Raw genomic sequence first — 21,237 nt, forward strand, 5'->3', positions numbered from 1 at the left:
GTGTCACCGCCCCGCGCCGGTGGGCTGTGCGTCCAGCTCACGCGCGAAGAACTCGACCAGCGGGGCGTGGTGGACCTTCGGGTGGTTCCACTCGTTCTCCAGGTTCTCGGCCATGTGGTGGGTGCCGAGGAGCTCACCGCCCCGGAAGTGGCGGATCACCGGATGCAGATAGGAGGCGTCGAAGGCTTCCCCGACCGAGTTCTGCGCCGCCCGGCGCACCGTGATGTCGAAGGGGTCGACCTTGTCGTGGTCGGGGCCGTACTCCAGGGTGACGAGGAAGTAGTCGGCGCCCGCCGTCAGGGGGGATTCATGGGCGTAGGCGACCGGCACCTCCTCGTGGTAGCGGCTCTGGCCGCCGTCCACCGCGACCAGCAGGTCGCCGATCACACCGAACTGCTGCCAGAGCGCGGAACTCCGGTTGACCCGCGCCACCACGGCGTCCGCCAGTGCGGACGGCTCGGGGGCCAGCGGCTGGTGCGGCCAGGGCCGGCCATGGTGGCGTTCGTCGAGGATGCGGCTCAACGCCCGTACGCCGTAACGGAATCCATGGATGAAGCCATTGGTGGAGTGCTTGAAGTCGCGCTGCTGGGTGAGGGTGCCGGCGAAGTACAGTCCGGGCACGTTGACCGATTCGTAGGCCGAGGTGAGGGCGGCGAAGCGGTCGTTGATGACGAGGTCGGGACGGCACTCGGGGTCGAACGGCGAGGCGTCGAAGCGGAAGCCGGTGCACACGATGATCCGGTCGTAGCTCAGTTCCTTCACGACCTCGTCCGCCCGGGAGAAGCTGAACCGCACGCGGTACCGGCCGCGGTCGCCCGGCTCCTTCTCGATCGAGAGCACATTGCCGTCGAGCACGGCGTTCTGCGACTTGAGCTGGTAGGTGTCGAGAAAGTTGTTGTTGACGGCGCGCAGATGGCCCACATAGTGGGTCTTCCATGCCAGCCGCAGGGTGTGCGGTCCGGCCACGTGGATGACGGCGGCCGTCTCGATGAGGTTGTCGGCTGTCTCCAGCGCGGAGTTGCCCTTGCCGAGGATCAGCACGCGCTGATCGGTGAAGTCGTCGGGGTCCACCGAGACGACGGTGTAGTTCTCGGCGGTCTCGATGCCCGGCACATCCGGGATGTAGGGGAGGCTCACTCCGGTGGCCATCACCAGCCGGTGGGCGCGGTGGTCGGTGCCGTGCTGATCGGTGACGATGAAGCCCGCGTCGTCGCGGCGGATCCGTACCGCCCGGGTGTCATAGGCGATGTCGAGGTCGAACGCCTCGGCGAAGTCGGCCAGATAGCGCACGAAGTCGTCGGCGGCCGGGAAGTAGCGCTTGCTGTAACGGGTGAAGAGCAGCTCGGAATCCGGGGACAGCAGGGAGTTCCAGTCCATCCGGAGGTTGAACTCGGGGTCGTCGATGCCGGTGTGCACCTTGTTGCTGGAGATCAGTTGGCGGTGGCGGGGGAACGTGCGGAAGAAGGTGCCCGGACTGCTTCCGGCTTCCAGGATCCGGTAGCGGTGTCCCGCCGTTGCCAACTGGTGTCCGAGCTGGAGGCCGGCGGGGCCGGCGCCGATCACGAGGTAGTCGAGGGCCTCGGAAGAGTGGAGAGCTTCGTTGTGCACAGTGCCTTCCTTCCAGGAGCGCGATGCCGTGGGAAAGCTGTGACAATTTCCTTTAAATCTCAACAACCACTCTATTGAGCTGTACTCAACTTCAGCAACATCGAAAACAGGCCAGTGTGATCGGTTCGCCACTGCGTCAGACGGCGGACCAGCCGTTGTCCACGGGCAGGATGACGCCGTTGACATTGCTGGCGGCGTCGGAGGCGAGGAAGACGATGGCGGCGGCCTGCTCCTCGGCCGTGGCGATCCTGCCGACGCTCGCGGCGTGGGCCCCCAGGACGGCCGGGCCGTGAGCCCCGGCCCGGGCGTCGACCCGGATGCCGGTCGCGGTGCCGCCCGGGGCGATGGCGTTGGCACGGATTCCCTGGTCCCGGTACATCACGGCGAGGGACTTCACCAGGCCCACGACACCGTGTTTGGAGGCGGTGTAGGCGGTACCGGCCGCACTGCCGCGCAGCGCGGCCTCGGACGCGGTGAACACGATCGCACCGCGGCCCGCGGCCAGCATGTGCGGCAGCGCGGCCCTCGTGAGCATGAAGGGCGCCGTCAGATTGACCCGCAGGACCCGGTCCCATTCGGCGTCGTCGGTGTCCGCGGCCGCCGAGAAGCGGTCCATGACGCCGGCGTTGTTGACCAGGACGTCCAGGCCGCCGAACTCCTCCACGGCCGTGGCCACGACCTGATCCACCACCCGCTGGTCGCCGAGGTCGCCGACGACGGCCCGGGCCGTGCCGCCTTGTGTCCCTATGGCCGCGACGACCTGCTCGGCGCCGTCCCGGTTGAGATCCGCGACCAGCACCCGCGCCCCCTCCCGGGCGAGCGCCAGGGCGGTGGCCCGGCCGATTCCCGATCCCGCTCCGGTGACGATGACGCCACGACCCTCGAGTCCGGTGCTGCTCACGTGTTCCTCTCCTCGCGGCGATCAGTGCCGCGCTCACCGTAGGTGTTCTTTCCGACGGGTCGGTGGAGGCGGACGAGGCCGTCTCCACCGACCCATGCGCTGCCCGCGTGTCGGGTCGTCAGTCCTGGATCTCGATGGCCAGGGCCGGACAGACGGCGGCGGCGTGCCGGACGTCCTCGGCCTGCTCGGCCGGGGGCTCGGGGTTGAGCAGCACCACGATGCCGTCCTCGTCGCGCTGGTCGAACACCTCCATCGCGGCCACCACGCACTGGCCGGAGGCCACGCACCTGTCCTGGTCGACGGTCACCTTCATCAGCTTCTCCTTTGTCACCAGGTCACGGGCAGTTCGTAGACGCCGTAGACCGATCCGTCGTGTTTGAACGGGATGCGCTCCAGCTCGACGGCCGGTCGCAGGGTGGGGATGCGGCGGTAGAGGGTGCCGTAGACGACCTGGAGCTCCATCCGGGCCAGTGGCTGGCCCAGGCACTGGTGCACCCCGAAGCCGAAGGCCACATGGCGGCGGGCGTCACGCCGGAGGTCCAGCCGGTCGGGCTCGGAGAACATCCCGGGGTCCCGGTTGGCGATGTCATTGGCCAGGATCAGCCCCTCGCCCGCGCGGATGACCTCCCCGCCGATCTCGATGTCCTCCACCGCCACCCGGCGCCGCCCGCTGTGGGTGATGTGCAGATAGCGCAGCAGCTCCTCCACCGCCGAGGCGATCAGCCGGCGATCGTCGGTGTCGCGCAGCAGGGCGAGTTGCCCGGGGTGCTCGAACAGGGCGAGGGTGCCGAGCGCGATCATGTTCGCGGTGGTCTCGTGGCCCGCGATCAGCAGCAGCACACCCATCTGCGCCGCCTCGTTGCGGGACAGCTCGCCCGCCGTGACCCGCTCGGCGAGACCGGACAGCAGATCGTCCTCGGGGTGGGCGATCTTCTCGCCCATCAGGCCGTCCAGATACCCGATCAGGTTGCCATGGGCGGCCGAGCGCTGCTCTGGGGTGACGTTCCGGTTGATGATGACCTTGCTGTTGTCCTGGAAGAAGTCGTGGTCGGCGTAGGGCACTCCGAGCAGTTGGCAGATGACCAGCGAGGGCACCGGCAGGGCGAACGCCTCCACCAGGTCCACCGGGTTCGGACCGGCCAGCAACTCGTCGATCAGGTCGTCCACGATCTTCTGCACACCGGGCCGCATGGCCTCCACCCGCTTGATGGCGAACGGCGCCGTCACCATCCGCCGCAGCCGGGCGTGCTCCGGGTCGTCCTTCAGGATGAAGCTGACCCCCGTACCTCCGGGCGGCATCGGGGCCTGGCGGGGGTAGCCGGGCCGGTGGATGTCGGCGCTGACCCTCGGGTCGCCCAGCAGCGCCCGCTGATCGGCGTACCGGGTCACCAGCCACGGTGTGCTGCCGTCCCACAGGCGGACCCTCGCCAGCGGGCCCTCTTGCTGCAGGTCCCGCAGCGCCGGGGGCGGGTCGAACGGGCAGCCCGCCGCCCTGGCCATCGGGAACTCCGGGGCCCGCGCGGCGCGCTCGTCCACCGGGTTCACTGTGCTGGTCATCGTTCCCTCACTTCGTTCGAGGCGTGTGGTGGAACCCCCGTTGTCCCTCGACGGCCCTCGACGGGCCGCTGGTGTGTGGGAGGCCGCGATCAGCGGGTGACGGGCGCCAGCCACAGCCCGACGATCCCGTCGATCAGGCCGGTGGCGGCGTCGTGCCAGCTGGACCGGGGCGTGGCGGTGTTCTCGGCGAGCGCGCGCTCCCGCTCGGCGCACATGTGCAGGATCAGATGGCGCGCCATGGCCCCGCGCTCGATGTGCACCTCGATCGGCAGCTCGGGGAGGCACCGGTTGAACCCTTCGACGGTCCGCCGCAGCGCGGGAGATGCCAGGGACTCATCGGCCATGATCTCGTGGAGCGCGGGATCGGTCATCACCTGGGCGCAGAACCGCGCGTACCAGGTCGGGCTGGGCAGCTCCGCCAGGTGCTCGAGGACCGGGCGCACCAGAGCGGCCACCCAGTCCCGTACGTCGGTGGAGTCGCCGATCTCGTCCAGCATCCGCAGGCGCAACCGTTCGACCTGCTCGGCGTGTTGCCGGGCGATCGCCCGCACCAGGTCGGCCTTGGTGCCGAAGTGGTAGCCGACCGCCGCGTTGTTGCCCTGCCCCGCGGCCTCGCTGACCTGGCGGTTGGAGACCGCGTACACCCCGCGCTCGGCGAACAGCCGCTCCGCGGCGGCGAGGATCGCCCCGCGCGTGGCATCGGCCCGCTCGTGCCGTACGGTCCTGCCCGCCATGGTCACCACCGCACCGGAAGGTCGCGCAGCCCGCCCGCGGCCAGGCCCCGCTGCCGCGGCCGGGCCCACTCGGCGGGTGGTCCCAGCGCCGTATCGCTGGGGATCGGACAGCTGAGCAACTGCTCGCCGTCTCCTGGAGTCACGACGCTCTCCCTCGGTCCGGGGCGGGGCGGTCATCGACAAGATCAGGCAACCCCATGGGCCATGCTTAAGTCAAGCGACTGATTTAAATTGCCCCTCATCGTTCACATCCCGAGGTGCCAGGAGTGGCGTTCAGCCGTCGTCCGACGCGTTCGGCGTCATGGACCAGCAGGGCGATCTGGACGCGGTTGTTGAGGTCCAGCCGCGTCAGGATGCGCGACACATGGGCCTTCACCGTCGGCAGGGCCAGATGCAACTCGCGGGCGATCTCCGCGTTGGACCGACCCCGCCCGACCGCCCGGGCCACTTCCCGCTCCCGCTCGCCCAGCAGTGCCAGCCGGGCCCGGGCGGCGGTGGCCCGGTCCTCCTGCCCGCCGCCCGCCAGCCCGGCCTGTTCGGCCAGCCCGATCAGCCCCTGCCCGCAGCCTTCGCCACGGCCGCCTTCGCCACCGGCGGTGTCCGTGGCCGCCCCGGGCGGCGGCGCGTTGTGCACCTCCACCGTCAGCCGGTCGGCCGGGCCTCCGGCCACCCGCACCGTGACCGCCGCTCCCGGCGCGTGTTTGCGCGCGTTGGTCAGCGCCTCCTGGACGATGCGGTACGCCGTGCGCCCCACCACGGGCGGCGGGGCCGGGCCGTCGGGCGGCCCGGTCAGATCGATCCGGCCGCCCGCCGTCCAAGCCTCCGCCACCAGCCCTGCCAGGCCGGCCAGTTCGGGCTGGGGCCGCTCGTCCTCCGGCGGCCCCGCGCGCAGCACTCCGATCACCTCACGCAGATCGCCCAGCGCCAGATGGGCGCTCTCCCGGATCACCCCGGCGGCCTTTCCGATCTCCTCCCGGGGTGCCTTCGTATGGAACTCCAGCGCCCCGGCGTGCAGGCTCAGCAGCGTCAGCCGGTGTCCCAGCACATCGTGCATCTCCCGCGCGATTCCTCCCGCGCCTCCCGGCGGGCCCGCTCGGCCCGCAACTCCGCATCCGCCACGGCCAGTTCGGCACGCTCCCGCAGGGAGGCGATCAGCTGCTGCCGGGACCGCCGGAACAACCCCCATCCGATGGCCCCGGCGATCAGCGCGAAGTACGTCAGCGCCGAGCTCTTCCGAGCCCGCCGATCACCTGATCGACGGTCAGCCACAGCGGATCGAGGTCCTCCGCGATCGGTATGGACTCCGAGCTGGCGGCGGCGAAGCAGGCGGCGAAGAGCATCAGCCCCAGATCGGCTGCCCAGTCCCGGCGGGTGCGGCACCTCCCCCTCGCCGCCGTGTCGCAGCTGCTCTCCTTCACCCTCGTCGTCGGCGGTGGGAGCGGACTACTGCACGAATGGTGGGGCTGGCTCCACTTCATGGGGTTCGTCCGCTTCCTCGTCCCCGGCGGCCATGAGGTCTACAGCTATGTGGTGATGGTCGTCCTCGGCCTGGCGGTGGGCGCGGCGGGTGGTGCGTTCGGCGATCGGAGCCGCGGATGAGACCGCGGCCGGTGACCGCTCGGGTCACCGGCCGCGAGCCCGCCTCACTTCCGCGTGGCGATCCGCATGAACGTGATGGAGTTGGCCGGGAAGGTGTGGTTGAACGTGGTGTCCACACCGGCGATGGTGGAGTCGCTCGGCTTGATGGGCTGATCGGTGGCGGTGTTCACCGCGTCCGGGTCGCCCTGGAGCGTGGTCAGCCGTGCGGTCCGCCGGACCTTGACTCCCTGGCCGAGGTCGATCCGGGTGCGGGCGGCGGCGTCCTGGGCGTTGACCACCTTGACGATGAGCTCACCGGTGGCCTTGTCGCGGGTCACCACCTGGCGGAACGGCTCGGCCACCTTGTCATCGGTGAACGCGCCCCACTTCTTCCCGTCCAGGTACAGCGTCACCTGCCGGCCGCGGACCTCGATCCGCACGTCGTACGACCGGCCCGTCTCGATCTTCGTGCCGTCCTCGGCCATCGTCTGCTTGGCGCCGTCCGTGGCCTTCTCCACGGCGGAGCGGGTGTTGCCCCAGCCACCGAGGTTCCACCAGTAGTAGTTGCCGGTGTCCTTGACCCCGAAGGCGATGAGAAAGCCCTCGCTGCCCGCGCGCTTGGTGGCCTTCAGCTTCAGGTCGTAGTTCTGCCAGCCGCTGTCGCCCGCGGTGACCATCGTGTTCTCGGCGGCGGTGTCGGACTGGACGTACGCGCCGTCCCGCACCTGCCAGGAGCCGGTCCCGGTGGCCTTGGTCCACTTGCCGTCGCCGCCGGAGAAGTCGTCGCTCAGCAGGGTGGCCCCGTCCGCCGAGGTGACCTGGACATCGTCGTACGCGGCGCTGGTGGCCCAGGTGGACAGGCCGACAGCGCCGGTGATCGGGCCGGAGGGGAGGGACGGGGTGGCGGACGCCCGGCTCGGCACCACCCGGTCCCCGACGTTGTTCATGAACAGCTTCTGGGTCTCATAGCTGGTCGAGCCCCAGGCGGCGGCGTTGTCGAACCAGATCAGGTCCGGCCGCCACTGGACGTAGTCCTCGTTGGCCAGCAGTGGGGCGTAGGAGGCCATCCTCACCACATCGGCGTTGCGCTCCAGGCCGGTCATATACGCGGCCTCGGCGAGGGAGTTGCCGAAGCGGTTGTCCTGCGAGGCGTATTCGCCGAGGAACACCTTCGGGCCCTGGCGGTCGTAGGAGTCATAGCGGTTGTTGTTCTCCAGGAACCACCGCGGGCTGTTGTAGTAGTGCTCGTCGACCATCTTCACCTTGGCCGCGCGGTTCAGCTCCCACGCGCGGTCGAAGGTGACACCGCTGTCGTCGGGCCCGGAGTTGCTGATCACCGTGATCTCCGGGTGCTTGGCCTCGATGGCCTCGCGGAACTCGGTGAACCGCTCGAAGAACGCGTCGGGGAGGTTCTCCTCGTTGCCCACCTCCAGACGGTCCAGGCCGAAGGGGGCCGGATGCCCCATCTGCGCGCGCTTCTTGCCCCAGGTGGAGGTCACCGGCCCATTGGCGAACTCGATCAGGTCGAGGGTGTCCTGGATGTGGCGCTTGAGCAGCTCGGGGTCGTCGGTGGCCTTGTTCTGGCCGCAGCCGGTGACGAGGGCGGGCACCACGGGCAGCGGGGTGGCGCCGATGTCCTCGGCGAACTGGAAGTATTCGTAGTACCCGAGGCCGTAGGACTGGTTGTAGCCCCAGAAGTTGGCGTTGGTGGGCCGCTCCTCGACCGGGCCGACGGTGTCCTTCCACTGGTAGGACCGCTTGCGCTCCCAGCCCGGCGCCTCGTACGCCTTATGGCTTCCGGTGTTGACCAGACAGCCGCCCGGGAAGCGCAGGAAGCCCGGCTTCAGCGCGGCGATCTTCTCCGCGAGGTCCTTGCGCAGCCCGTTCGGGCGGCCCTTGTAGGTGTCCCGGGGGAAGAGGGAGACCATGTCGAGCCGGACCGTGCCACCACCGCCCGCGGTCACCGCGAGCCGTCCGGTGGTGTCCGTGGCGTGCGCGGTGAGCGTCCCGGTGTACTTCGTCCAGCGGTCCCCGCGCACGGTGGCGCGCAGCGGCGTGGCGAGCGCGGTGGAGCCCGAGGCGGTGTGCAGACCGATCGTCAGCGGGGTGCCCGAGGGGTTGTCGGTGCGGGCCCACACCGAGAAGTCATAACGCTTACCGGCCTGGACCGCGATGCCGGTGTTGTAGCCGGAGTTGGTGACGCCGTACCCCGCCCCGGTGCCGCCGCCGTCGCCGTGGAGGTCCAGCCGCAGGTAGGCGCGGTTGTTCTCATTCAGCCGCGCCGCGTCGTCCACCACGCGGGCCGTACCGGTGGCGCCGCCGGTCGCGGTCTCGGCCCACGAGGTGAGCGGGGTGTACGAGGCGTTGTCGGCGGTGTCGTACTCGAAGGAGCGGTTCTGGACGAGCTCGGCGTACAGCCCGCCGTCCGCGGCGCGGTTGATGTCCTCGTAGAAGACGCCGTACATCGCGTCGTCGATCTCCGGGCCCGCGCGGTCCGGATCGACGGTGATCGAGTAGTCGGTCACGGCCGCGGAGGAGGCCCCGGCGGCCGTGGGGTCGGTGAGCAACGCGGCGGCGAGCGAGGTGGTGAGCAGAGCGCTCACGGTGAGGCCGAGGCCCCGTCTGGTACGTCCCGTTGATCGCATGGCGACTCCTGTACCGCAGTATGCTCGAAATATCGGACATCGCTCAGTACTTCGGACGGACGATAGGCAGGGGACCGACGGGGCGTCAATGGCCGGTGTGCGGCGCTCAGTCCGCCGAACGCGGCGGCGCCGTCGTCCCGCGGACCTCGAGGACCGGTGCGGTGAGGGCCACCTCGCCGGGACGGGCGGGGTCGGCGATCCGGTCGAGCAGGCGGCGCGCGGCGCGGCGGCCGATGTCATGACCGGCGTTGTCCACGGTGGTGAGCCACAGATGGCGCAGCCGCGCGAGATAGGTGTTGTCGTAGCCGACGAGGGAGAGGTCGGCCGGCACCCGCAGGCCGAGCTCCTCGGCGGCCGACAGGGCGCCCACCCCGGCCATGTCGTTGAACGCGAAGACGGCGGTGGGCCGGTGCGGCGCGCCCAGCAGCCGGACCGTGGCCCGGTAGCCGCCCTCCTCGGTCAGATCGCCCTGCTCCACGGTCGCCGACCCGGACAGGCCGCGCTCGCGCATGACCGCCTCGAAGCCACGGCGGCGCAGTTCGCCCACCCCGCCCCGCCCCGCGATATGCGCGATGTGCCGGTGACCCAGGCCGATGAGGTGCTCGGTGGCCAGGCGTGCGCCCAGCTCGTCGTCGCCCGCCACGATGTCCACGTCGGGCAGCACGGGCTCGCGGGTGCCCGCGACCACCGTGGGCACCCGCGCGGCCGCCGTGCGCACCGCCGCCGGGTCCGGGAGCGTGCCCACGGCGATCAGGCCGTCCACCCGCAGCTCGGTGAAGGTGTGGGTGAGGTCCTCGCCGAGCCGCCGGTTGAGCCTGCCGTCGGCCAGCAGGGTGCGCAGACCGCTCGCGTACAGCTCGGAGTTGAGGCCGTCGAGCAGCTCCACGAACCAGGGGTTGCGCAGGTCGTTGAGGAGCACCCCGACGGTCCGGGTGCGCCGCTCGCTGAGGCTGCGCGCGGCGGCGTTGGGTCGGTAGCCGAGCTCCTCGACGGCGGCCAGGACGGCCCGCCGCTTCTCGGGGCGCACCTGCTGGGAGCCGCGCAGCACCAGGGAGACCAGTGACTTCGACACTCCGGCCCGTTCGGCGACATCGCGGATCGTCGGTGGTCTCATGGCCTGGACCGTTCCATAGGGTGGACACGGTTGTCAAAGGGGTTGACACCTGCGGAGAGGGCTTTCAGTGTGGGCCGGGAGAGATCTGGAACGGTCCAAGGAAGGGCAGTCATGGTGAGTACGCTCGGGGTCGCCGTCGTGGGATTCGGCTGGATGGGACGGGTGCACACCCAGGCGTACGTCCGGCTGCCGCACCACTTCCCGCAGCTGTCCGTCCGGCCCGAACTGGTCGCCGTCGCCGACGAGGTGCCCGGACGGGCCGAGGAGGCCGCCGGGCGGTACGGCTTCGCCACCGCCGCCCGGGACTGGCAGGAGGTCGCCGCCGACCCCCGCGTCCAGGCGGTGAGCATCGCCGCGCCGAACTTCCTGCACCGCGAGATCGGCGTCGCCATGGCCCGGGCGGGCAAGCACATCTGGATCGAGAAGCCGGTCGGGCTCACCGCCGACGACGCCCGCGCGGTCGCCGGGGCCGTGGCCGAGGCCGGGGTCCAGGGCGCGGTCGGCTTCAACTACCGCAACGCACCCGCCGTCCAGACCGCCCGCGCCATGATCGCCGCCGGGGAGATCGGCGCCGTCACCCATGCCCGCGTCCGCCTCTTCAGCGACTACGCCGCCCACCCGGAGGGGGCCCTGACCTGGCGGTACGAACGTGCGCGTGGCGGCAGCGGAGTGCTCGGCGACCTCGCCTCGCACGGGGTGGACCTGGCCCGTTTCCTGCTCGGCGAGATCGACGCGCTCACCGCCGACACCGCCGTGTTCGTGCCCGAGCGGGCCCGCCCCACCGGCGCCACCGCCGGTCACACCCGGGCCACCGGCGGCGAGCTGGGCGCGGTGGAGAACGAGGACTACGTCTCCTGTCTGCTGCGCTTCGCCTCCGGCGCCCGCGGGGTGCTGGAGGCGTGCCGGGTCTCGGTCGGCGAACAGAACACCTACGGCTTCGAGATCCACGGCACCAAGGGCGCGGTCTTCTGGGACTTCCGGCGCATGGGCGAACTCGGTGTCAGCCGTGGCACCGCGTACCAGGACCAGCCCGTCTCCACCGTGTACGTCGGCCCCGGGCACGGTGAGTACGCCGCCTTCCAGCCCGGCTCGGCCAACGGCATGGGCTATGACGATCTGAAGGTGATCGAGGCGTACCACTTCCTGCGCTCCATCGCCGAGGGCACCGCCCACGGCGCCACCCTGGACGACGCCGTGCACAGCGCCACCGTGCTGGACGCCATGACCCGCTCCGCCGACCTGGGCACGTGGGTGAGGACCGGCTGAGCGAAGCGGCGGACGCCAGGGGGACTTCCGGCTCATGGTGGCCGCGGTGAGCACACGGGGGCGAACCGGCGTACTGGAGGGGGCGGGGAACCGCGCCACGCACCCTCGACGCCGGAGGTACCCCACCCGTGACCACCACGACCGAAGCGGCCCCGACCGGGGCCGGCCGCCGCGACGCGGGCGATCCGCGGGGCGGGCGGTTCGATTCCTCCCTCGGCCTCATCATGCTGCTGCTCCTGGTGGTGGTCGCGCAGGGGCCGGTCCGCCGGGCGCTGTCGGCTCCGGTGGCACAGAGCTGGATGACCGTGTTCACCGCGGTGGTCCTCCAGGCCCTGCCCTTCCTCGTGCTGGGGGTGCTGCTGTCGGCGCTCATCGCGGTGTTCGTCCCGCCGTCGTTCTTCGCCCGCGCGCTGCCGCGGCGGCCCGCCGTCGCGGTGCCGGTGGCGGGCGTGGCCGGGGCGGTGCTGCCCGGCTGTGAATGCGCCTCCGTACCGGTGGCCGGGGCGCTGGTGCGCCGGGGCGTCACCCCGGCGGCGGCGCTGGCGTTCCTGCTGTCCGCCCCGGCGATCAACCCGATCGTGCTGACCGCCACCGCCGTCGCGTTCCCCCGCCAGCCGCAGATGGTGCTCGCCCGGTTCGTGGCGAGTCTGCTCGTGGCGTGCGCGATGGGCTGGCTGTGGCAGCGGCTGGGGCGGGCCGACTGGCTGCGCCCACCGGCCCGCCCCGCCTTCCACGGCCACGGAAAGGGCGCCGCGTTCTGGGCCTCCGTACGCCACGATGTGATGCACGCCGGTGGCTTCCTCGTCGTCGGCGCGATGGCCGCGGCCACCCTCAAGGCCGTGGTCCCGGCGAGCTGGCTGCGCGGCGCCGCCGATGACCCGGTCGTGTCGATCCTGGCCCTGGCGGTCCTCGCGGTGCTGCTGTCGATCTGCTCCGAGGCGGACGCCTTCGTGGCCGCGTCCCTGTCGCAGTTCTCGCTCACCGCCCGGCTGGCTTTCCTCGTCGTCGGGCCGATGATCGACCTGAAGCTGTTCGCCATGCAGACCGGCACGTTCGGCCGCGGTTTCGCGCTGCGGTTCGCGCCCGCCACCTTCGTCCTCGCCGTCCTGGTGTCGACCCTGGTCGGGGCGGTGCTGCTGTGAACCGGAAGGCTCAGGCGATCGTGCTGTTCCTGGTCGGCGGGGCGGTGCTGCGGGCGGGATCCACCGACCTCTATCTGCGCTATGTGAAGGCGGGGCTGCGCCCGTTGCTCCTCGCGGCCGGTGTCGTCCTGATGGCGGCCGCCGTCGCCACCGTCTGGTACGAGCGGCGGCCGCACCCGGCCGGTGAGGAGGCGGGGGAGGGTGAAGGCGGCCACGCCCACCGGGAACCACGTGTCTCCTGGCTCCTCGTGCTCCCGCTGTTCGCCCTCATCCTGGTGGCCCCGCCCGCGCTCGGCTCGTACACCGCCATGCACACCGGCACGGCGCTGCAACGCCCCTGGGGCTTCCCCGCCCTCCCCGCCGGGGACCCGCTGCCGCTCAATGTGGCCGACTACGCCGGGCGCGCGGTGTACGACCACGGGCGCTCCCTGGAGCACCGGAGGGTCAAGATCACCGGCTTTGTCGCCCTCGACGGCCATGGCACCCCCTACCTCGTCCGCATGGCGCTCAACTGCTGCGCCGCCGACGCCCAGCCCGTCAAGATCGGCCTGACCGGACGGGTCCCCCCGGTGCTGGAACCCGACACCTGGCTCCAGGTCATCGGCACCTACACCCGCAAGCGGGCCAAGGACCCGGTGGGCGGCGGCGCCATCCCGTACCTCGAGGTCAGCCGGTCCAGGCCGGTCCCGGCCCCGCGCGATCCGTACGACGAGAGCTGGAACGGCTGATGGCTGACCGTTCGTCAGGCCACCCTCCCGCCCCGCCACCCGGTCGGTAGAATCCGCCGAGCGGCTGCTGATCTTGGGGCGGCGGGCGGCCGACCATAGGAAATCCTCCTGCCACGCCCTCTGGGAGCCGACCATGGAGCACACCTCGCCCGAGCGGGCGGCCACCGCACCGCTCGGCCCACCGCCGCCGTTCGATCCGGAACTCGCCACGGCGCTCGCGGCCATCTATGAGCTCCTGCCGCCCGGCGGCTCCGGGGCCGATCCGGGTGCGACACCCCCTCAGGACGTGCCCGGGATGGAGCCGGTGACGAACGAGGCCCTGGAGCGCGACGGGGTCTTCCGGGTCGAGGAGCGGTCCGTCCCCGGCCCGGTGGGCGCGCCGGATGTCTCGCTGCTGATCTGCCGCCTGGCGGACGCGGCCACGGAGGTGCCGGCGCTCTACCACATCCACGGCGGTGGCATGACGGTCGGGGACAACCGCACGGGCGTGCCGGAGATGCTCGACCTCGCCCAGGAACTGGGGCTCTCCGTGGTCTCCGTCGAGTACCGCCTGGCGCCGGGGACCCAACACCCCGGGCCGGTCGAGGACTGCTACGCCGGTCTGGTCTGGACGGCCGAACACGCCGCCGAGCTGGGCATCGACCCGGGGCGCCTCATCGTGGTCGGGGGCAGCGCGGGTGGCGGCCTCGCCGCGGCCGTCGCCCTGCTGGCACGCGACCGCGGCGGCCCCGCCCTGTTCGGGCAGCTCCTGATGTGCCCCATGCTGGACGACCGCAACGACACGCCCTCCGCCCGGCAGATGACCGGCGTCGGGGTGTGGGACAGGGCCGCCAACGAGGCCGGGTGGACGGCGCTGCTCGGCGCGGCGCGCGGGACCGACGACGTCTCGCCCTACGCGGCACCGGCCCGCGCGACGGATCTGTCCGGTCTGCCTCCCGCGTTCATCGACGTAGGGGCCGCGGAAACCTTCCGCGACGAGGACGTCGACTACGCCGGCCGCATCTGGCGGGCCGGGGGACAGGCCGAACTGCACGTCTGGCCCGGTGCCTTCCACGGATTCGCGGGCATGGCACCGCAGGCGGCCGTCTCGCGGGACGCGCGGGCGGCTCGGCTGCGGTGGCTGCGCAGGCTCCTGGCCCATTGACGGTGGCCGCGCGGTGACCGTACCGACGGTCGTGTGGTGATCCGTAGGCGGACCACCACACGACCCCGGGAGTCAGTGGTCAGTGGGACTCGCGGGGCACCGGATGTCCGCTGCCGCCGACCAGGAAGTCCAGGTCAAGGCCCTGGTCGGCCTGGAGTACATGCTCGGTGTAGAGCCTGCTCCAGCCCCGGTCGGCGACCGGAGGCGGGGGCTCCCAGGCGGCCCGTCGGCGCTCCAGCTCCTCCTCGCCCACCTCCAGGGTCAGCGTGCGCGCCGGGACGTCCAGAGTGATCCAGTCGCCGTCGCGCACCAGCGCCAGCGGGCCGCCGACGGCGGACTCGGGGGACACATGGAGCACCACGGTGCCGAAGCCGGTGCCGGACATCCGGCCGTCACAGATGCGCACCATGTCCTCGACGCCCTTGCGCAGCAACTTGGGCGGCAGCACCACATTGGACACCTCGGGCATGCCCGGGTAGCCACGCGGGCCGCTGCCCCGGATCACCAGCACGGTGTTCTCGTCCACCGGCAGGTCCTCGTCGGCGTGCACGGCGAGGTAGTCCTCCGGGGTGTCGAACACCAGGGCCTGGCCGCGGTGGCTGAGCAGATGGCGCGATGCGGCGGACTGTTTGATCACCGCGCCGTTCGGCGCGAGGTTGCCGCGCAGTACGGCGGTGCCGGTGCCCGCCTCCTGGAACGGGTCGTCCAGTGTCCGGATCACCTCGCGGTTCCAGCACTCGGCGTCGGCGACGTTCTCCGCCACCGTACGGCCGGTCACCGTGGTCGCCTCCGGGTGCAGCAGCGCACCCAGCTCGCGCATCACCACCGGCAGCCCACCGGCGTAGCAGAAGTCCTCCATCAGGAACCGTCCGGAGGGCTGGAGATCGACCAGCGTGGGCACCTCCCGGGCGAGCGCGTCGAAGTCGTCGAGGGCCAGCGGCACCCCCAGCCGGCCCGCGATGGCCAGCAGATGGATCACCGCGTTGGTGGAGCCGCCGATGGCCGCGTTGACCCGGATCGCGTTCTCGAACGCCTCCCGGGTCATGATCTGCGACGGCCGCAGATCCTCCTCCACCATGGCCACGATCCGCTGCCCGGCGCGCTGTGCCGTCTCGTACCGCCGTGAGTCCACCGCCGGCCAGCTCGCCGAATAGGGCAACTGCATACCGAGTGCCTCGGCCATCGACGCCATGGTGGACGCGGTGCCCATGGTCATGCAGTGCCCGCCGGACCGGGCCATACAGCCCTCGGCGAAGAAGCACTCCTCCTGGGTCATCCGCCCGGCCGCCAACTCGGCCTCGAACCGCCACACCTGGGTGCCCGAGCCCACATCGCCGCCCCGGTACTTGCCGTTGAGCATCGGGCCGCCGGTGACCATGATGGCCGGCAGATCGACGCTGGAAGCGGCCATCAGCAGACCGGGGGTGGTCTTGTCACAGCCGGACAGCAGCACCACACCGTCCAGCGGATTGGCCCGCATCAGCTCCTCGGCCTCCATGGCCAGCAGATTGCGGTACAGCATCGCGGTGGGCCGCATCAGCGTCTCGCCCAGCGCCATCGCGGGGAACTCCAGCGGAAAGCCACCGGCCTGCCACACCCCGCGCTTCACCGACTCCGCCACCCGCTGCAGATGGCTGTTGCAGGGCGCCAACTCCGACCATGTCGTGGCGATGCCGATCACCGGCCGGCCGTCGAACACCTCACTGGTATAGCCCTGGTTGCGCATCCAGGACCGGTAGACCATCCCGGACCGGCCCTTCGCACCGAACCAGGCCGCACTGCGCCGACGGCCGTGTGTTCCCGTGTCAGTCACTTCTGCACTCCACTCCCTCTGGACTTCCTCTGGCGAATGGCGAAAATCCTTGTCAGCGAAGGGTGATGACGTTTCCGGTGATGAGCGCGGCCTCGTCCGAGGCGAGGAAGACGATGGTCTTCGCGACCTCGGCCGGATCGGCGACATGGAAATGGGTGGGGCTGGCGGCGACGAACCGCCGGACCTCGTCCGTGACCCACCCGGTGTCGGTCACGGGCGGCTGCACCACATTGGCCGTGATGCCGAGGTCGGCCAGCTCCGCGGCCGCCGAGAGGGTGTAGTCGGTCTGTGCGGCCTTCGCCGCGCCGTAGGACACCTCTCCGGGGAAACCCAGCTCCCCTCCCGACGTCAGGCCCACGATCCGCCCCCAGTCGGCCCCGCGTGCCCGGTGGCGGCGGGCCAGCTCGCCGATGAGCAGCGCGGGCGCCATCGCGTCCACCGAGAACTGCCGGGACCAGGTCTCCGCGGTGACGGGGCGCAGCGGCCGGTCGAACCGGTCGGCCGGATCGGGGGTGAAGGTGTCCTGGATCCACCCCGAGGCGTTGTTGACCAGGATGTCGACCGGGCCCAGGCGGTCTTCGGCGAGGTCGAAGAGCCGCTCCGGAACCGCCGGGTCGCCGAGGTCCGCCTCAAAGGCATCGGCCCGCCCTCCGGCCCGGCGGATCTCCGCCGCGACCTCTTCCCCGTCGGTGGATCGCGCGGCGTGGTACGGATCCGGGGCGTCACCCTCGCTGGTGCCGGGTGGCGGTCGCAGATAGGTGCAGAGCACCGCGACACCGCGGGCCGCCAGCGCTCGTGCCGTCGCGGCGCCGATCCCCTGGTTCGCCCCCGTCACCAGGGCGACATGGCTGGTTGAACGTGTTTCCCGCACCCCCGCAGTACAGCAAAGACGAGCGCCACGCGGAAGATCGCGTCATCGGCGTCATCGGCGTCATGGGCGTCATGGGCGAAGCCGAGGTCGGCCCGGCGTCATCCGGCGGCTCCGCGCGGACGTCCGTTCAGCCCCCGGGGCGGCGAGCCGTACGGCCCGGTGGGGGCGGGTGCGGTAAGCATCCGGTGCGTGTGGTGTGGATCGGTGTCCGGCCTACGGTGAGGAGTGTCCGCATGAGTGGTGAGCTGTCCGGTGCCACGGCCCTGGTCACGGGCGCCACGGCGGGGATCGGCCGGGCCGTGGCCCTGCGGCTGGGGGCGCTCGGGGCCGAGGTCGTCGTCCACGGCCGGGACGCGCGCCGGGGCGCGGACGTGGTCCAGGAGGTGTCCGCGGCGGGGGCCACGGCCAGGTTCGTGGCGGCGGATCTGGCCGAGGCCGACGATGTGCGGCGGCTGGCCGCCGCGGCGGGGGACGTGGACATCCTGGTCAACAACGCGGGCGTCTACCGGTTCGCGGACACCGCCGGGACCTCGTCCGAGATGTTCGACGTCCATATGGCCATCAACGCCCGCGCGCCGCTTCTGCTGGTGGGGCGGCTCGCACCGGGTATGGCCGCCCGGGGCCACGGCGCCATCGTCAACCTCAGCACCATCGCCGCCGGTGCCCCCGCCCGCAACGCCGGGGCGTACGGCGCCTCGAAGGCCGCGCTGGAGCTGCTGACCCGGGTGTGGGCCGATGAGTTCGGCGGCCGGGGAGTCCGGGTCAACGCCGTCCGCTCGGGCCCGGTCCGCACGCCGGGCACCTCCGAGATGGGGGAGGAGTCCCTGCGGACCGTGGCGCGGGCCACGGTCCTGGACCGGCCCGCGATGCCCGAGGAGATCGCCGAAGCCGTGCTCTTCCTCGTTTCCTCCCGGGCGAGCTACATCACCGGCGCCATCCTGGAGGCCCGGGGCGGCGAGCTCGCCTTCGGCTGACGCACGCCGGCCCCTGGGGCGCCCTCATGGTGGTGCGCCGGGCCACCCGATGGGCTGTTCCGTCCAGATGCACTTGCCCTCGGCGGTGTAGCGGGTCCCCCAGCGCTGCGAGAGGGCGGAGACCAACTGCAGCCCCCGCCCTCCCTCGTCCGTCTCGGCGGCCCGGCGGATGCGGGGAGTGGTGGCGCTGCCGTCCGAGACCTCGCAGATCAGCGATTCGCCCCGGATCAGCCGGAGCCGGGTCGGTCCTCTGGCGTGCCGGACGACATTGGCGACGAGCTCGCTGACCAGCAGTTCGGTGGTCGCGACGAGCTCGTCGAGCCCCCATGCCCGGAGCTGTTCGCGGACATGGGTGCGGGCGAGACCCGCGGCCACCGGGTCTTCCGGCAGCGTCCACCCCGCGGTGTTCCCGGTCCCCAGTCCGTGGAGCCGGGCGATCAGCAGGGCGGTGTCGTCGGTGGTCAGCAGCTTCGCGGGCAGCATGACCCCGACCAGGAGGTCGCAGAGCCGGTCGAGCCGGTCGTGGTCCACCCCGTGCTCGCTGCGCGCACTCCGGCCGCTCATGCGCGGACGGTCGGGAGGACAGGTGAGGAGTCGGCCGTACTCGCTGGTGAGTACCTGGGTGCACTCGGCGATGCCGGTGTCGATGTCGCGCGCAGCGGACTCCACCAGACCGTCGGTGTACAGCACCAGCAGACTGCCGTCGGCCAACTGGAGATCCACGGTGGCGAACGGGGGCTCGGCGGCGCCCAGCGGTGGATCGGGCGTCGGATCCAGGCACTCCACGCTTCCGTCGGGCCGCACGATCAGGGGTGGGGGATGACCAGCGCGGGCCAGGGAGCAGCATCCCGAGACGGGGTCGTACACGGCGTACAGACAGGTGGCGTAGGAGTCGTCCCCCATATCGCTGACGACCTCGTTCAGTTGGGCCAGGATCTCCTCGGGAGGCAGTTCGAGGTGGGCGAGCGTGTGCACGGCGGTGCGCAGCCGCCCCATGGTGGCGGCCTCGGCCAGACCGTGGCCCATGACATCTCCGATGACGAGGGCCACTCGCTCAGCGGACAGAGGAATGACGTCGTACCAGTCGCCGCCGATGTCCGTACCGCTGCTGGCGGGCAGATAGCGGACGGCGGCGGTGAGGCCGGCCGGAGTGGGCAGCGCCCGGGGGAGCAGACCGCGCTGGAGCGCCTGGGCGCGGGCGTGCTCCGCGTCGTAGAGGCGGGCCCGGGCGATCGCCTGGGCGACCATCCCGGTGAGGGCGGTGAGCAGGGTGCGCTCATCGCCGGAGAACTGCCGGGGCTCGGCGAAGGAGACGATACAGACGCCGATGGCGACTCCCGAGGCGATCATGGGCAGCACCGCCCATGCCTTCTTCCGCGAGAGGGCGGGTCTGCCGACCAGGTCGGGGAAGAGCTCCTCGTACTCCTCGACCGATGAGATGAAGTAGGGCAGGCGCGAGTCGAGCACATCATTGAGCGGGCGGAAGCCCTCGAATGCCGAAATCCCGTCGACCATGCGGAGGAAGACGCTCGGATACCCGACCGCTCCGCCCAGGTGCAATCGGCCGCCCTCCAGGATCTCGATCAGCAGACCCGATGCGCCGAACGGCGGCAGGACATGCTCGGCGACGACCTCGACGACGTCCTGGGTGGTCACCGCATCGGCGAGCGCACTCGTCAACTCCCGTATCCGGGCCGCCTGTTCGGTGCCGACCCGCTCGGCCTCCACGCGCCGCTCGGCCTGGGTGCGCCCTTCGGTGACATCGGTGAGATAGGCCGTCAGCCCATCGGGTACCGAGACCAGCCGTATGTGGTACCAACGGCCATCGGTGGGCCACTGGATGTCGAACCCGGTCGGTCTGCCGTCGGCGGCGGCGCGCCGGCAGCGGTCCTCCAACTCGGGGACCGTGCCCGCGGGGCCCTCCCAGAGCGGCCGGCCGAGAACCTCTCCGGCCGAGCCGACCAGGCGCTCGGCCTCGACGTTGAGGAAGGTGATCCGCCAGTCCCGGTTCACCGCGAAGAACGCGTCGCTCATGTACCGCAGCGCCTGCCCCACCGACTCCCGGGCCATCCGGCTCTCGGTGGTGTCCCAGACCTTCCCGAGCATGCGGACCGGCTCGCCGTTCGCGTCGAGCTCGAGATGGGCGCGGCTCTGCACCCAGCCGGTGGTGCCGTCGGGGCGGCGGACCCGGTACTCGGCCTCGTAGCCGCTCCGCTCGCGCAGCGACTTCTCGGTGGCGGCCATCACCCGCGGCATGTCCTCGGGATGGATCAGACTGAGCCAGCTCTCGATCCGCCGCTCGTAGCCGCCGGGGAGGCCGAGAAGTGTCAGCCCCGCCCGGTCCCAGCGCATCTCACCGGTGTGGATGCCCCATTCCCAGGAGCCGGCCTTGACCGCGTCCAGGGACTGCTGGACCACCGAGCCGCCCGGCCGCCGCTGCCACCAGGGGTGATCGTCGCAGTCGCCGGCCCCCGCTCCCGAGCGCGAGAGGCGGCGCTCCGCCCAGCGCCCCACCGCCTCGAGGAAGGCGGCCTGCTCCGGCGTCGGCTCCCGCGGGCCGGTGAGGACGGACAGCGCGCCCACCGGCCCGTCCGGCCCGGTCAGCGGAACGGACGCCACCGTGGTCGCCGCCGGGAGGCTCCCGGCGGCGGTGCGGGCGGTCTCCCCGGGCCCGGCGGCCTCCCCATGTCCAGCGGTCTCCCCGGGCCCGGGGGCCTCCCCGGGTCCAGCAGCCTCCCCGACCCCGGCGGCCTCGCCGGAGGCCGCCGGCAGCCATACGAATCGGCCGTCCCGCACGGCTCGGGCGGGGGCCAGCGGGGCCTGGTCCTGGCGGATCTCCTCCCAGCCGCCGAGGGCGGGCAGCGGCAGCCCGCTGGCGAGGACCAGGCGCAGCGTACGGCTCCCGGCCGGGCCGCAGGACCAGTGCACCAGCCCCGCGAGTCCGCCCAGCTCGGCGACCGCCTGGTCCAGGGCGTGCTGCATCACCTCGCGGTCGGTGAGCGCGGTGCCGACCGCCGAAAGGAGTGACAGCCGTTCATCACCCCATGAGTGGGAGCGCCCCACCGCGTAGGTTCCACGCCGCTCCGCCATCCCAGAACCTCACCTCGTGGAATAGGGCGTTCTCGGACAAACGTAGCACTGGCGTATGCCGGGCATCACTCA

Annotated in this window: 18 protein-coding genes and 1 pseudogene; 6 read left to right on the top strand and 13 right to left on the bottom strand. The window is 71.6% G+C overall.

Annotated elements, in window-relative coordinates:
- Nucleotides 1–3: 3 nt before the first annotated feature.
- The 8 genes and pseudogenes from ACZ6TD_RS42675 to ACZ6TD_RS42710 form a co-directional block, all read right to left on the bottom strand.
- Entirely contained in the window at nucleotides 4–1,608 is a 1,605-nt protein-coding gene (locus ACZ6TD_RS42675; protein ID WP_471346881.1) for an NAD(P)-binding domain-containing protein, read from the bottom strand.
- A gap of 136 nt (nucleotides 1,609–1,744) precedes the next feature.
- The gene (locus tag ACZ6TD_RS42680) at nucleotides 1,745–2,509 is read right to left on the bottom strand and encodes an SDR family NAD(P)-dependent oxidoreductase (protein WP_471346883.1); all 765 of its coding nucleotides are present in this window, start codon (nucleotides 2,507–2,509) and stop codon (nucleotides 1,745–1,747) included.
- Nucleotides 2,510–2,627: 118 nt separating this feature from the next.
- Nucleotides 2,628–2,822, bottom strand: a complete 195-nt coding sequence (locus tag ACZ6TD_RS42685; RefSeq protein WP_191064235.1) for a ferredoxin — start codon at nucleotides 2,820–2,822, stop codon at nucleotides 2,628–2,630.
- 14 nt (nucleotides 2,823–2,836) lie between these two features.
- Nucleotides 2,837–4,066 carry a cytochrome P450 gene (locus ACZ6TD_RS42690; protein ID WP_471346885.1) on the bottom strand — a complete coding sequence of 410 codons (1,230 nt, stop codon included), beginning with the start codon at nucleotides 4,064–4,066 and terminating at the stop codon, nucleotides 2,837–2,839.
- Between the two features lie 89 nt (nucleotides 4,067–4,155).
- Nucleotides 4,156–4,800, bottom strand: a complete 645-nt coding sequence (locus ACZ6TD_RS42695) for a TetR/AcrR family transcriptional regulator (protein WP_471346887.1) — start codon at nucleotides 4,798–4,800, stop codon at nucleotides 4,156–4,158.
- A 2-nt stretch (nucleotides 4,801–4,802) separates the two neighbouring features.
- Entirely contained in the window at nucleotides 4,803–4,943 is a 141-nt protein-coding gene (locus tag ACZ6TD_RS42700; protein WP_471346889.1) for a hypothetical protein, read from the bottom strand.
- A 95-nt stretch (nucleotides 4,944–5,038) separates the two neighbouring features.
- Nucleotides 5,039–5,248, bottom strand: coding sequence for a response regulator transcription factor (locus ACZ6TD_RS42705; RefSeq protein WP_471358548.1), 210 nt, complete (start codon nucleotides 5,246–5,248; stop codon nucleotides 5,039–5,041).
- 39 nt (nucleotides 5,249–5,287) lie between these two features.
- Nucleotides 5,288–6,140, bottom strand: a pseudogene (locus ACZ6TD_RS42710) (sensor histidine kinase); the annotation flags it as partial.
- Between ACZ6TD_RS42710 and ACZ6TD_RS42715 the strand changes: the two are divergent.
- Complete coding sequence (locus ACZ6TD_RS42715) at nucleotides 6,097–6,399, top strand: hypothetical protein (protein WP_471346891.1); 303 nt, start codon at nucleotides 6,097–6,099, stop codon at nucleotides 6,397–6,399. The pseudogene ACZ6TD_RS42710 and the gene ACZ6TD_RS42715 sit on opposite strands and share 44 nt — an antisense overlap.
- Before the next feature lie 44 nt (nucleotides 6,400–6,443).
- On the opposite strand, the gene ACZ6TD_RS42720 is transcribed toward ACZ6TD_RS42715, so the two are convergent.
- Both ACZ6TD_RS42720 and ACZ6TD_RS42725 read right to left on the bottom strand, forming a co-directional pair.
- Nucleotides 6,444–9,023 (bottom strand): alpha-L-arabinofuranosidase C-terminal domain-containing protein, encoded by a 2,580-nt coding sequence (locus ACZ6TD_RS42720; protein ID WP_471346893.1) that lies wholly within the window; start codon nucleotides 9,021–9,023, stop codon nucleotides 6,444–6,446.
- 106 nt (nucleotides 9,024–9,129) lie between these two features.
- Nucleotides 9,130–10,137 carry a LacI family DNA-binding transcriptional regulator gene (locus ACZ6TD_RS42725; protein WP_471346895.1) on the bottom strand — a complete coding sequence of 336 codons (1,008 nt, stop codon included), beginning with the start codon at nucleotides 10,135–10,137 and terminating at the stop codon, nucleotides 9,130–9,132.
- A gap of 111 nt (nucleotides 10,138–10,248) precedes the next feature.
- Here ACZ6TD_RS42725 and ACZ6TD_RS42730 point away from each other — a divergent pair, with 111 nt between their 5' ends.
- From ACZ6TD_RS42730 to ACZ6TD_RS42745, 4 genes are all read left to right on the top strand, one after another.
- A complete protein-coding gene (locus tag ACZ6TD_RS42730; RefSeq protein ID WP_471346897.1) occupies nucleotides 10,249–11,403 on the top strand; it encodes a Gfo/Idh/MocA family protein in 1,155 nt (384 codons plus the stop codon).
- A 128-nt stretch (nucleotides 11,404–11,531) separates the two neighbouring features.
- Nucleotides 11,532–12,545 carry a permease gene (locus tag ACZ6TD_RS42735; RefSeq protein ID WP_470011462.1) on the top strand — a complete coding sequence of 338 codons (1,014 nt, stop codon included), beginning with the start codon at nucleotides 11,532–11,534 and terminating at the stop codon, nucleotides 12,543–12,545.
- Entirely contained in the window at nucleotides 12,542–13,273 is a 732-nt protein-coding gene (locus tag ACZ6TD_RS42740) for a TIGR03943 family putative permease subunit (protein WP_471346899.1), read from the top strand. Before ACZ6TD_RS42735 ends, ACZ6TD_RS42740 begins: the two co-directional genes overlap by 4 nt.
- Before the next feature lie 133 nt (nucleotides 13,274–13,406).
- Nucleotides 13,407–14,417 carry an alpha/beta hydrolase fold domain-containing protein gene (locus ACZ6TD_RS42745; RefSeq protein WP_471346901.1) on the top strand — a complete coding sequence of 337 codons (1,011 nt, stop codon included), beginning with the start codon at nucleotides 13,407–13,409 and terminating at the stop codon, nucleotides 14,415–14,417.
- Between the two features lie 79 nt (nucleotides 14,418–14,496).
- Here ACZ6TD_RS42745 and ACZ6TD_RS42750 read toward each other — a convergent pair whose 3' ends face one another.
- Nucleotides 14,497–16,161: an IlvD/Edd family dehydratase gene (locus tag ACZ6TD_RS42750; RefSeq protein WP_471358551.1), complete on the bottom strand. Its 1,665-nt coding sequence runs from the start codon at nucleotides 16,159–16,161 to the stop codon at nucleotides 14,497–14,499.
- A 121-nt stretch (nucleotides 16,162–16,282) separates the two neighbouring features.
- Nucleotides 16,283–17,101 (bottom strand): SDR family NAD(P)-dependent oxidoreductase, encoded by an 819-nt coding sequence (locus ACZ6TD_RS42755; RefSeq protein ID WP_471346903.1) that lies wholly within the window; start codon nucleotides 17,099–17,101, stop codon nucleotides 16,283–16,285.
- A gap of 233 nt (nucleotides 17,102–17,334) precedes the next feature.
- On the opposite strand from ACZ6TD_RS42755, the gene ACZ6TD_RS42760 reads away from it, so the two are divergent.
- Complete coding sequence (locus ACZ6TD_RS42760; RefSeq protein WP_471346905.1) at nucleotides 17,335–18,075, top strand: SDR family NAD(P)-dependent oxidoreductase; 741 nt, start codon at nucleotides 17,335–17,337, stop codon at nucleotides 18,073–18,075.
- Nucleotides 18,076–18,099: 24 nt separating this feature from the next.
- On the opposite strand, the gene ACZ6TD_RS42765 is transcribed toward ACZ6TD_RS42760, so the two are convergent.
- Nucleotides 18,100–21,165: an ATP-binding SpoIIE family protein phosphatase gene (locus tag ACZ6TD_RS42765; RefSeq protein WP_471346907.1), complete on the bottom strand. Its 3,066-nt coding sequence runs from the start codon at nucleotides 21,163–21,165 to the stop codon at nucleotides 18,100–18,102.
- Nucleotides 21,166–21,237 lie beyond the last annotated feature (72 nt).

It is taken from the genome of Streptomyces yongxingensis (genome assembly GCF_055597465.1).